Genomic DNA, 12155 nt, shown 5'->3' on the forward strand with positions numbered 1-12155 from the left:
GCAGCAGCAGCGCCGACAGCCGTGACACGTCGGCGACCGCGGACACCACGTCGCTCGCGCCGTCGTCGCCGGGCGATGCCCTGTGGGGACGGACGTTCGTCTCGACGGCGGTGACGGGTACGGCCATCCCCGGCGGTGGGCCGCTCGAGGTGGCATTCCCCGAGCGGGACGGCATCGCGATGAGTGCGGGCTGCAACCGCGGGGTCGGCAGTGTCGACCTGGCCGACGGCGTCGTGACGACCGGGCCGATCGCCACGACGATGACGGCCTGCCCCGGGGAACTCGTCGGCGCCGACAAGTGGATGACCGATCTGTTCGCCAGCCGGCCGGGTTGGACGTACGTCGACGACGTCCTCACCCTCGCGGCCCCGGGCGTCACCGTCGTGCTGGCCGACAAGAAGACCACGGATCCGGACCGGCCGGTCGTCGGGACGGCGTGGGTGGTCGAGTCGTTGATCGGTCCCGACGCGGTCGTGACGTCCACCGCGCTGGACGCTGCCGCACCCACCCTGACGATCGGGCAGGACGGCCGGGCCACCGGGTCGACCGGGTGCAACCGCTTCGACGGACCGGTACGCGTGGGCGACAGCACCATCACCCTCGGACCGCTCGCGACCACCCGCACGGCCTGCCCGGACGATCTCGCGGAGATCGAGCGGACGGTGCTGCACGTCCTGGACGGCGAGGTGACGTACTCGGTGGAGGGGCCCTCGATGCGCCTGCTCCGCGCCGACGGGACGGGCCTGGGGCTGCGCAGCGTGTGAGCCCGCCCGATCAGCGGCCCGCCGGCACGCGATCGGGAGCGGGACGGCCGGGCGGCCGGGCGAGCAATGCCTCCCACCCTGTGCTGCGGGCCACGAACCCGTGCCGATCGTAGAAGTCGAACATCGCGATCAGGCGATCGCGCGCGTCGCGCGGCAGATCGCCGCCGTATCTGTCGGCCCACTCGTCGACGCCGATGCGGCGCACCGTGACCTCGTGCGGGAGGGCGCGGGCCCACTGCCCGATGCTCGACACCTCGGCGGCGCCGAGTTCGTAGGTGACGCCGTGATGGACGTCGGCGCCCTCGTCGAGCACCCGGGCGGCCGCCGCGGCGACGTCCGCAAGGCGCACGAACGTGAAGGGCGCGTCCGGGCTGTACGGCACCTCGAGCGCCGTGGCGGTGCCGTCGAGCAGCGTCGGGAAGTTCTCGGCGTACGCACACGGCTGCAGGATCGTCCACTGCACTCCCCCGTGGGTGCGCAGCATGTCCTCACACACCGCCTTGTCGAGATGGTGCGGCATCGCGGGGGTGTGCGGCCACGCCACCGAGTGGTAGACGACGTGGTGCACGCCGGCCCGGGCCGCCGCGTCGAGCGTCCGGCGCAGCAGCCCCGGCTCGTCGGGGTGCACGTTGGGTGCGATGAAGTACACCCCCCGGCAGCCCGTCAGGGCGGCCTCGAGCCCCTCCCCCGTCTCGAGGTCGACGCGGCGGTCACCGGCGCGCCGGGCAGTGTGGACCACCCGGCGCACCGGCCGCCCCGCGAGCGCGCGAACGACTGCCGCTCCGGTCTTTCCGGCGGCGCCGATGACGGCGAGTTCGCCGCCGCGGGGCTGGAACCGATCCATCAGGTCAGCTCCCGACGAAGTCGTACTCGGCGAACTTCGCCCCGCCGGAGAGTCGTTCGTAGCCGGGGCCGCGGTCGAAGAACGGTTCGCCGTCACTGCGCTCGGTCCGCATCCGTTCCCGCAGGTGCGTCGTCGCGACGAGATCCACGATCGGCTCGTCGGTCGTCGATTCCGGCGCCAGCACCACGCCGTAATCGTTGCGGGCGCCGTCCGGAGACACCTTGCGCCACAACACGTCCCGGACGACCTCCTCGACGGGCCGGTCCAACGGATCGCCCCAGCCGCCACCGCCGGTGGTCCGGATCCGGACCACTTCTCCGGCCTTGATCGGTTCCGCGTCGGTGAGGGCGTCGAACTCGCGCTCGTTCGGCCCGCCGGGATCGAGGACCACCGAGAAGGGGCGTCCGGCCTTGCCGCCCTTGACTCCCCAGCAGGACAGGATCGAGCGGTCGGCGATCGACATGAAGTGCGCATCCTTGAGCATGCGGATGTGCTTTTCGTACCCGAGTCCGCCGCGGTAGCGGCCGGCGCCTCCGGAATCGATGGCCAGGCCCAGCTTCTCGACGATGAAGGGGAAGCGGCTCTCGGTGAACTCGGTCGGCAGGTTCCGGGAATCGGGGACCACGTGGATCGTGTCCTCGCCGTCGGCGTAGTGCCGGCCGCCGGAGCCGCCACCGAGGACCTCACGCATGAGGTAGGAGTGCCCCTCGAAGTCCTCGCCGTAGACGCCGGTGTAGCGGATCGTCTCCTGGTCGGCCGGCATGTTCCCGTCGACGGCCTTGGCGACCACACCTGCCAGAACGCCGAGCAGACGCAGGATCACGAAGGTGCGCGCGTTCGTGGGGGCCGGGAAGATCGGGGTGATCAGTGTGCCCTTCTCGGGGAACTTCATCTCGATCAGCGGCACCACGCCCTCGTTGACGTCCAGTTCCGCCATGCGCTCGGGGGTGTCCGCGAGATTGCGCAGAATCGGCGCCAGCCACTTGACGAGGAAGTTTCCGTCCGCGTAGTCGCCGCAGTGGTTGATCGGCCCCTTCGCCTGCGGACCGGTGCCGGTGAAGTCGAGGATGAGCCGCTCGCCGCCCGCGTCCTCCGGGCCGGTCTTGGTCAGGGTGATCCGCTGGGTGTGCAACTTCGGTTCGTCGACGCCGTCGTGTTCGGCGTAGTCCTCCCACGTGTACTCGCCCACCGGGATCTTGCTGAGGATCTCCCGCCGGTAGGTCTCCGTGGTGGCATCCATCATCGCGTCGAAGCACGCCTCGACCGTCTCGACGCCGTAGCGCTCGAACAGTTCGGTCAGGCGCCGAGCCCCCATCAGGCAGGCGGAGCACTCCGCGTCGAGGTCCGCCGCGAGTGCGTCGGGCATCCGCGAGTTGCGGGTCATGATGCGCAACGCCGCCTCGTTGGGCACACCGCGGTCCCACAGCTTGATCGGCGGCACCATGAGCCCCTCCTCGTACACCGTGGTCGCGCCGGACGGCATCGACCCCGGGCAGCAGCCACCGATGTCGTCGTGGTGACCGAAGGCCTGGACGAAGGCGACGACGGACGGCTCGGTGTCGCCGGGCCGGGTGGCGAAGACGGGCACCGTCACGCAGAGATCCGGGAGGTGACCGATGCCACCCTCGGAGAGGTAGACGTCGTTGTGGAAGTACACGTCTCCGGGATTCATCGTCTCCAGCGGGAAGTCCCGTGCGACCGGGTGGACGAGCGCCGAGTACGAGCGGCCCGTGAGCTTGCGCAGGTTCCGGTCGTGGATGCCGGCGCGGAAGTCGTGTGCGTCGCGGATCATCGGCGACCGCGACGTCCTCGAGATCGACGTCTCGACCTCCATCTCCACGCTGGCGAGGTAACCGGCGACGATCTCCACGAGGACCGGATCGGGCGCTGCCCCGTCCAGGGGGCTCAACCGGTACGGCTTGCTCGCCTGCACGGCAGCGGGCTCGGTGATGGCAGTCATCGGTTCACTCCGTTCGAGTCGGACGTCTTGGCGATGCGGATGTTCCCGAACGCGTCGATGCGTGCCCGGAATCCGGGATGGACGGGAATGGTGGAGCTGAACTCCTCGATCACCGCCGGACCGTCGAGTTCGTCACCTGCCCCGAGCTTCGTGCGGTCGTAGACCGCGGTGGTGACCCACTCGTCGAAGTAGGCCGGGCGCGTGCCGGTGACGGCGCTCTGAGCCCCCTGCCCGGCGGGGATCTCGGTGAGCTCGGGGCGCTTGATCGGTCCGATACCGCTCACGCGGAGGTTCACCCACTCCACGTGCTGGTGGGGATCTCCCCGGAAGTCGTAGCCGTACAGCTCGCGGTGGGCCTGATGGAATCGCTCGGCCGCCTCGTCCATGAGGGTCCGGGTGACGGGACCGTCGCCGATGGGGACGCGCACCTCGAACGCCTGGCCGAGGTAGCGAAGGTCGGCCGAGCGCGCATAGCGGCGCTGATCGGACGCGAATCCCTCGTCGGCGAGCGCGCGCTCCGCTTCCGCGGCGAGAGCGTCGAACTCGGACTGCAGCGCGTCGGCCTTCAACCGGTCGTGCCTGGAGACGTGGGTCTGCACGTAGTCGTTGCGCACGTCGACCGTGAGCAGACCGAACGCGGAGACGTTGCCCGGATTCGGCGGGATCAGGACATCGCGGAGTCCGAGGATGTCGACGAGCCGGCACGCGAGCAGCGAGCCGGATCCGCCGAAGGTCACCAGCGTGAAGTCGCGCACGTCGAGCCCGCGCTTGACGGTGATCTGGCGCAGCGCGTTGGCCTGGTTCCAGGCCGAGACCTCGAGGATGCCCGTCGCGCACGCTTCGAAGTCGAGGCCCAACGTGCGGGCCAGCTCCTCGACGCCCTTGCGGGCGAGTTCGGTGTCGAGCGGGATCTCGCCGCCGAGCAGGTGCGGAGGGATCCGGCCGAGCAGCACGTGCGCGTCCGTGATCGTCGGCTCGCTGCCGCCCTTGCCGTAGCACAGCGGGCCCGGGTCGGCCCCCGCCGACTGCGGACCGACGCGCAGCGTCCCCTCGGGCGTCATCCACGCGATCGAGCCGCCGCCGGCGCCGACCGTGACCACGTCGATCATCGGGATCTTCGACGGGTACACGCCCACCCGTCCCTCGGTGGTGAGTGCGGGCTCACCACGGACGACGACGGTCACGTCCGTGGACGTGCCGCCACCGTCGCAGGTGAGCACCTGGTCCACGCCGGCCACACTGGCGATGAGTGCCGCGCCGAGGGCGCCCGCCGCCGGCCCGGACAGGACCGTCGTGATCGGCTGGTGGACAACCTCCTTGGCGGACAGCACGCCTCCGTTCGACTTCATCACGTAGAACGGAATGTCGCGCCGCTCCCCCTCGACGGACGAGAACTCCCGCAGGCGTGTCGCGATGTTGTTGACGTAGTTCCGGATGTTCGGCTTCACCGCTGCATCGACGAGAGTGGTGATCGACCGCTCGTACTCGCGATACTCGCGCAGCACCTCGCTCGAGATGCTCACGGTCGCGTCGGGGAATTCCTCGAGCAGGATGTCCCGGACACGCCGCTCGTGGCTGGGGTCGGCGTAGGAGTGCATCAGGCACACGCCGATCGTCCGAATGTCTCGGTCCGCGAAGAAGCGGGCCGCCGAACGCACGTCGTCCTCGTTCAACGGGCGGATCTCGTTGCCGTCGAAGGCAAGCCTGCCACGGACGGTGCGTACGCGGTCGGCAGGGACGATCCGGTCGGGCTTGACCCAGAAGTACGAGTTGCCGTATCCGTCCGGGACGGATTGGCGGGCGATCTCGAGCACGTGCTCGTAGCCCTCGGTGGTGATGAAGCCGAGGTGCCCCACCTTCCCTTCGAGCAGCTTGTTCGTCGCGACCGTGGTGCCGTGACTGACGGCACCGATCGCATCACCGGTCTCCCCCAGCTGCGCGAGCACCTTCTCGATCCCCGCGAGGAATCCGAGCGCCGGATCCGCGGGCGTGGACGGGGTCTTCGTCGTGACGACGGCCCCGGACTCCTCGTCCACTGCCACGACGTCGGTGAATGTGCCGCCGGTGTCGATGCCGACCCGGATCTTCCTGGATTCCACGCTGCCTCCTGGCTGGTCTCGCCCGTTCCTACCTGCGTGCTCCCATTCCACCCGCTCGATCGCGCGGATTCTTTGTCACATTTCGCCGAACCCGACGGTGCCCGTTGGGGGTTGACGACACCGCTGCACAGACGACGGCGCCCCGGGCCGTAGCCCGGGGCGCCTGCTCCCGCCGTTCGCTCGAACGGCTACCTTCGCGCGCCGCCGCGCGCGAGGATCCCGCCGACCACGACGCCGGTGAGGGCCAACGCGGCCCCCACCGCCGCCGAAGCGAACAGTGCTGGGGCGGAGACGGACTCGCCGCTCCGAGCGGGGACGGCCGACACCCCGACCGCGCGCGCCGCGGACGCCACGGGCGCGGCCGGCGAGGCACCCGCGACGATCTCGGCTGCTTCGACGACGTCCGCCGGGGCCTCGGCCACCGGTATGCCGTCGACGATCACACCGTCGATGCCCTTGAAGAAGACGCCCGCCATCTTCTTGGCCACACCGGTGATCATGCGCTGGCCGACGCCACCGACCATGCCGCCGACCACGGCATCGGCGTCGTAGCTCAGCAGAGTGCCGCCGCCCTCGCACTCTTCGAGCCGCACCGTGACGTCGGCCTTCACCGTGCCCGGGGCGCCCGAGCCGGATGCGGTGAGCACGAAGGACTCCGGCCGATTCTGTTGCGACAGAATCACTTCTCCGTCGTAGGTGCCCTTGATGGAGGCGACGCCCGCCGTGATCGACAACTTGTAGTGATTGTCGGCGAGCTGCTCGAGCGACTGCACGCCCGGGATCGTGGCGGCAAGCACACGCCCGTCCTGCAGGTTGTCGTACACGACCTCGGGCGGAGCCAACAGCTGCGCGGTGCCGGCGATTCTCATTCGTTCTCCTCGCTCTGGGACGCTGCGTGCGTCAGACGCAGCTCGAACAACTCGGAAGGTGATATCGGCATGGACCGGATCGGGATGCCCTCGGCATCCTCGATCGCGGCGGCGATGACCGCCGACGTCGGGATCACGCCAGCCTCGCCGGCGCCCTTCATGCCGAGCGGATTGAGACCGGACGGGGTGACGGTGTGGTCCATGTCGAGGGAGTCGGGCATCTCGGTGACGAAGGGCATCAGGAAATCCATGTACGACGCGTTGAGCATCTGCCCGTGCTCGTCGTAGACGATCCTCTCGTACAACGCGCCGCCGATCCCCTGCGCGACAGCGCCCTCGACCTGCCCTTCGACGATGCGGGGATTGATGACGTTGCCGCAGTCGTGCACCACCGCGTACTTCCGCACGTGGATCTCGGCGGTGACCGGGTCGGTCTCGACGATCGCGGCGTGCACACCGGACGCGAAGGTCGACGTCGGCGGCGAGTAGTAGCCGGTGGCCTCCAGGCCCGGCTGTTCGCCTTCCCGGACCGGGGGCACGGTCATGTCCGTCTCGGTGGACGCGAATCCCGTCGCCTGCCGCGACGACTCGTCGAACGCGTACCGCAGCGGATTCGACAGCACCGCGACCACACCGAGCGGTATCGACGTGCCGGTGGCACCGGGTTCCGTGCCCTTCCGGCAGACGTGCCCGCCGCGCAGTTCCAGATCGTCCGGATCCAGGTGCAGGTGCTCACCGGCGATCTTCCGTGCCTTCTCCGCGACCATCTGCGCCGCGACGTGGAAGGCGGAACCCGACATGACCGCACCGCGTGACGCGAACGTGCCGACGGCGTACCCGAACCGTCTGGTATCGCCCGTGACGATCTCGACGTCGGAGACGGGCACCCCCAGATCGTCGGCGACGATCTGCGCGAAGGACGTCTGGTGTCCCTGGCCCTGCGTGGTCAGACCCGTTGCGGCCTTGACCTTCCCGGAGGTCTCGACGAGGACGTGGGCGCCCTCGTACGGTCCCGGCCCGGTGCCCTCGACGTACGCGCCGACGCCGATACCGACGGTGCGACCCTGCGCCTCGGCTCGCCGCTTGTACTCGGGGAAGCCGTCCCAGTCGATCAGCTCCTTCAGCTTGTCGATCCCGGCCTGGTAGTCCCCGGTGTCGTAGATGAGCGGCCGCCCGTCCTGGAACATCAGACCGAAGTCGTACGGCATCTCCTCCGGCCGAATGAGATTGGCCTCACGGACCGCGAGGACGTCCTTGCCGAGGTACTGGGCGATGGCATCCATCGAGCGTTCCATCGCGAACACGGCCTGGGGGCGCCCCGCACCCCGGTAGGGCGTCACCAGCACGGTGTTGGTGTACAGCGAGTACGCGTCCACCCGGAAGGATCTCGGCTTGTACGGCCCGAGCACCTGCGTGGAGGTGTTCAGCATGACGATGATGCCGTAGGGCAGGTACGCGCCGTTGTCGTGCCAGAACGTGAAGTCGAAGGCCAGCAGCCTGCCTTCGTCGTCGAATCCGACCGTGACCTGCTGGAGCTGGCCGCGCTCGTGAGCGCTCGACACGAAATGTTCGCGGCGGTCCTCCACCCACTTGACCTCACTGGAGATTCCCGCGCGGCCGAGTTGGCGTGCGGCCCACGTGACCATCACCTCCTCCGGCCAGGGGTGCACGATCTTCACGCCGAAACCGCCACCGACGTCGGGCGCGATGCAGTGCACCTTGTTGTGCGCCATGTTCAGTCGCGCCGCGATGGCGGCGCGCGCCGAGGTCGACGTCTGTGTGGAGGTCCAGAAGGTGAGGGTCTGCTCGTCGTCGTCCCACCGCGCGTAGACGCCCTTGCCTTCCATCGGCATCGAGGCGGACCGCTCGATCTCGAGGTCCAACGTCAGCCGGTGCGGGGCCGAGGCCAACTCGGCGTCGACGTCACCGAAGCCGTGCTGCAGGTGCGCGGCGACGTTGTCGGGGACATCGGCGTGGACGGCATTCTCGGCGCGGCGCGCCACGTCGATGCCGACGACGGGCGGCAGCATCTCGTAGCCCACCTCGATCAGCGCGCAGGCGTCCTCGGCGATGTACCGGTTGTCCGCGACGACCATCGCGATGGCCTCGCCGACGTGGTTGACCTCGTCCTTGGCCAGCGGATACCCGTTGCGGGGTGCCGTGATCGCGGGGTGCGGGATCAGGAGCGGCAGGTTCTCCGCCATACCGGCCGAGTCCGCCTCGAGGTCCTCGTAGGTGTAGATCGCGTGCACCCCGGCCAGCTCCGAGGCGGCATCGGTGTCGATCCCGGTGATCCGCGCGTGCGCGTGCGGTGAGCGTACGAAGGCCGCGATCAGGGCATTGTGGCCGAGGTCGTCGAGGTACCGCCCGTTGCCGCTGAGCAGGCGCGCGTCCTCACTCCGGGGAATCGGCTTGCCGAAGTACCGGTCCGGCTCGGACGCCACCTCGGACGCCGCGGCCGTGGCGGGGCGCTCGGCGGGCTGGGGTTTGGTGACGCTCATGCCCGTCCCGCCTTTCCGCCCACCGGCGCGGTGGTGCCGCGGACCTTGCCCTCGAGGGAGGCCCGGGCGGCCGCGTCGTCGGGCCCCAGGGGCGAGCCACCCGCACGCTCGCGCGTGATCTCCGCCGCCCGCAGGACCGCCGCCCGAATGTTCTGGTACCCGGTGCACCGGCACAGGTTGCCGGCAATCGCCTCGGTCGCCTCCTCCCGGGTGGGGGACGGATTCTCCTCGAGGAACGCCGCGATCGTCGTCACGAATCCCGGTGTGCAGAAACCGCACTGGAGACCGTGACAGTCGACGAATGCCTGCTGCACGGGATGCAATGTCCCGTCGGGCTCGACGAGGCCCTCCACCGTCGTGACGGACCTGCTCTCCAGACTCGCCGCGAGCACCAGGCACGATCGCACCGGCTTGCCGTCGAGCAGCACCGTGCACGCGCCGCACACGCCGTGCTCGCATCCCACGTGGGTTCCGGTCCGGCGGAGGTGATGCCGGATCGCGTCCGACGCGAGCGTCCTCGACGGCAGGATCACCGTCTGGGTCACCGAGTTCAGGGTGAAGGTCACCGCCACATGCTGTTCGCCGGTCTCCTCCTGCAGGTCGGCGAGTTGCTCGTCGATGCCCCGTGTCGTCTTCGTCATCCTCACGCTCCTCCCACCGAAACCAGTTCGTTCACGCGGACACTCGTCGCGTCCTGCGCCGCGGCAAATCCGACACGTGCGGTCAGGGCGGCAACCAACTGCGAGCGGTACCCGGCCGTGGCGTGGATGTCGGCCTCGGTCTCGATCGTCTCGCGCGCCCTCTCGGACAGCGCCTGCCACAGCGGATCCCGGGCGTCGCTCGCGGACGCGCCGCCGAGAACGTCGGTGTAGTCGACGACGTCGCCGAGTTCGCCCGCGGACACGTACGCCATGCGGGCCGACGTGACGACACCGCCCTCGACGCGGACCTGCGCGGCCACACCGACGAGCGCGTAGTCACCGTGCCTGCGGGCGATCTCGTCGATCGCGGTACCGACGCCGGGGCGCGCGGCCGGCACCGTGACACTCGTGGCGATCTCGTCCGGCTCGAGCGCCGATTCGAGCGGTCCGACGAACAGTTCGGCCGCGGGGATCTCGCGGGTGCCCCGGACGGACCGCGCCGTCACCGTCCCGCCGAGCAACGCCACCACGGCCGGCATCTCCGCCGAGGGGTCGGCGTGCACGATGGAACCGACGGTCGTGCCGCGATTGCGAATCGTCGGGTGCGCGACGAGGCGTAGGGCGCGGCCGAGCAACGGTTGCACGCGCGCTGCGGCCGGGTCGGCCTCGAGGGCCGCGTGGCGGGTGAGCGCCCCGAACGTGACACCCGACTGTCCGGAGGCGGTGACGGCGTCCAGGTCGGGGAGGGCACCGATGTCCACGAGGTGCGCAGGCGCCGCGAGCCGCATCGACAGCAGCGGAATCAGCGACTGCCCACCCGCGAGTACCTTGCCCTCGTGCGCTACCTGCGCCAATACCGTGCACGCCTCGTCGATCGACCCGGGCCGGTGGTAAGTCAGTGGCGACGGTTTCATCTCTCAAATCCTGCCTGCATCCAGAGCGCGACGTTTCGTGAAAATGTGACAAGCCTGACAGTTCGGCGATGGCAGATGTATTCCAGGTCACACCGAGGGGGCCGGGACACGCGCGCCCTCGTCGGGGTCGGTGTCCGGTTGGGGCGCCGAATTCGTCGGGCGAGTGGGCTCGGTGTCGGTGTCCCGGGGCGCGATCGCGCGGCACAGGTGGTACATCACGATGACGACGATCGTGCCGAGGGCGATGCCGCTGAGCGAGAAGGTGTCGGTGAACCTCAGCGTGGTGTCGCCGATCGCGATGATCAGACCGGCGGCGACCGGCATCAGGTTGAGGGGGTTGCCGAAGTCGACACCGTTCTCCTTCCAGATCTTGGCGCCGAGCAGGCCGATGATGCCGTACAGGACGACGGTGATGCCGCCGAGGACACCTCCCGGGGTCGCGGAGATGACGGCTCCGAACTTCGGCGAGAATCCCAGCAGCATCGCGATCACCCCGGCCGCGGCGTACGCCGCGGTGGAGTACACCTTGGTGGCCGCCATGACGCCGATGTTCTCCGCGTACGTGGTGGTGGGCGAGCCGCCGACGCCGGTGGCGATGGCGGTCGCGAAACCGTCTGCGGCCAGCGCGCGTCCCATCATCGGGTCGAGATCCGTCCCGGTGATCTCGGCGACGGCCTTCACGTGGCCGGCGTTCTCGGCGATCAGGGCGATGACTCCGGGCAGGACCAGGACGATGAACGTGAGGCTGAACGACGGGGCGTGGATGCCCACGACGCCGTTGGCCTCGTCCGAGAAGGGCGGCAACCCGAACCAGGGCGCGGACGCGACACCGTCCCAGTTGACGCGGAAGTGTTCGGTGACTTCGCCGGCCGTCGGATCGTAGGACGTGACCGGCCCGAATCGGTCGAGCACCCAGGACAGTCCGTACCCGAACAACAGGGACAGGAAGATCGCGACCCGGCCCAGAAACCCTCGGAGCACCACGCTCGACACCACCAGCACGACCATCACGATCAGCGCCACCCACTGGTCCTGCGGCCAGTAGGTGCCGGCGACGACCGGCGCCAGGTTGAAGCCGATCAGCATGACCACCGCACCGGTCACGACGGGGGGAAGGATCTTGAACACGACACCGCCGCCGAGGAAGTGGACGGCCACACCGATCGCGGCGAGCACCAGGCCGGACACCATGATCGCGCCGGTCACCTGGGCCGAGGTACCGCCCTGCGCGCGGATGGCGGCGATACCGCCGACGAACGCGGCCGACGTGCCGAGGTAACTCGGGATCCGGCCCTTCACCACCAGCAGGAAGAACAGCGTGCAGAACCCCGACAACATCACTGCCAGTTGCGGATTGAGTCCCATGATGATGGGGAACACGAACGTGGCGCCGAACATGGAGACGACGTGCTGTCCGCCGAGCCCGATCGTGCGGCCCCAGGTCAATCGTTCATCGGGCGCGACCACTTGTCCCGGTTCGATGGTCTTACCGTCTCCGTGCAACGTCCACATGGGCATACTCGGGCCTTTCGAACGAAGGGCGGTGCCTGCTGCGACCACGGG

8 protein-coding genes and 1 pseudogene are annotated in these 12155 nt (G+C 69.4%); 1 reads left to right on the forward strand and 8 read right to left on the reverse strand.

Annotation, left to right across the window (positions count from 1 at the left end; translation table 11 throughout):
• Positions 1-92: 92 nt before the first annotated feature.
• Positions 93-764: pseudogene (locus E7742_RS12090) on the forward strand (META domain-containing protein); the annotation flags it as partial.
• A gap of 10 nt (positions 765-774) precedes the next feature.
• Here the strand turns inward: E7742_RS12090 and E7742_RS12095 are convergent.
• From E7742_RS12095 to E7742_RS12130, 8 genes are all read right to left on the reverse strand, one after another.
• The gene (locus tag E7742_RS12095; RefSeq protein ID WP_137799167.1) at positions 775-1608 is read right to left on the reverse strand and encodes an NmrA family NAD(P)-binding protein; all 834 of its coding nucleotides are present in this window, start codon (positions 1606-1608) and stop codon (positions 775-777) included.
• Between the two features lie 4 nt (positions 1609-1612).
• On the reverse strand, positions 1613-3568 hold the full coding sequence (locus tag E7742_RS12100; RefSeq protein ID WP_137799168.1) for a hydantoinase B/oxoprolinase family protein: 1956 nt from the start codon (positions 3566-3568) through the stop codon (positions 1613-1615).
• On the reverse strand, positions 3565-5667 hold the full coding sequence (locus tag E7742_RS12105) for a hydantoinase/oxoprolinase family protein (protein WP_137799169.1): 2103 nt from the start codon (positions 5665-5667) through the stop codon (positions 3565-3567). Before E7742_RS12105 ends, E7742_RS12100 begins: the two co-directional genes overlap by 4 nt.
• 188 nt (positions 5668-5855) lie before the next feature.
• On the reverse strand, positions 5856-6536 hold the full coding sequence (locus E7742_RS12110) for an SRPBCC family protein (protein ID WP_137799170.1): 681 nt from the start codon (positions 6534-6536) through the stop codon (positions 5856-5858).
• Positions 6533-9037, reverse strand: a complete 2505-nt coding sequence (cutA, locus tag E7742_RS12115; protein ID WP_137799171.1) for an aerobic carbon-monoxide dehydrogenase large subunit — start codon at positions 9035-9037, stop codon at positions 6533-6535. Before cutA ends, E7742_RS12110 begins: the two co-directional genes overlap by 4 nt.
• Positions 9034-9678 (reverse strand): (2Fe-2S)-binding protein, encoded by a 645-nt coding sequence (locus E7742_RS12120; RefSeq protein WP_137799172.1) that lies wholly within the window; start codon positions 9676-9678, stop codon positions 9034-9036. The genes cutA and E7742_RS12120 overlap by 4 nt, the downstream gene beginning before the upstream one ends.
• Positions 9679-9680: 2 nt before the next feature.
• Positions 9681-10592: an FAD binding domain-containing protein gene (locus tag E7742_RS12125; protein WP_137799173.1), complete on the reverse strand. Its 912-nt coding sequence runs from the start codon at positions 10590-10592 to the stop codon at positions 9681-9683.
• 87 nt (positions 10593-10679) lie between these two features.
• Positions 10680-12110, reverse strand: coding sequence for a uracil-xanthine permease family protein (locus tag E7742_RS12130; RefSeq protein ID WP_137799174.1), 1431 nt, complete (start codon positions 12108-12110; stop codon positions 10680-10682).
• Positions 12111-12155 lie beyond the last annotated feature (45 nt).

The sequence above is a fragment of the Rhodococcus sp. SGAir0479 genome (assembly GCF_005484805.1).
Classification (GTDB): Bacteria; Actinomycetota; Actinomycetes; order Mycobacteriales; family Mycobacteriaceae; genus Prescottella.

Bases quoted from the DNA above. Each gene is read 5' to 3' on its own strand.
- E7742_RS12095 (WP_137799167.1), bottom strand. From the start codon at position 1,608: ATGGATCGGTTCCAGCCCCGCGGCGGCGAACTCGCCGTCATCGGCGCC.
- E7742_RS12100 (WP_137799168.1), bottom strand. From the start codon at position 3,568: ATGACTGCCATCACCGAGCCCGCTGCCGTGCAGGCGAGCAAGCCGTAC.
- E7742_RS12110 (WP_137799170.1), bottom strand. From the start codon at position 6,536: ATGAGAATCGCCGGCACCGCGCAGCTGTTGGCTCCGCCCGAGGTCGTG.
- cutA (WP_137799171.1), bottom strand. From the start codon at position 9,037: ATGAGCGTCACCAAACCCCAGCCCGCCGAGCGCCCCGCCACGGCCGCG.
- E7742_RS12120 (WP_137799172.1), bottom strand. From the start codon at position 9,678: ATGACGAAGACGACACGGGGCATCGACGAGCAACTCGCCGACCTGCAG.
- E7742_RS12125 (WP_137799173.1), bottom strand. From the start codon at position 10,592: ATGAAACCGTCGCCACTGACTTACCACCGGCCCGGGTCGATCGACGAG.
- E7742_RS12130 (WP_137799174.1), bottom strand. From the start codon at position 12,110: ATGCCCATGTGGACGTTGCACGGAGACGGTAAGACCATCGAACCGGGA.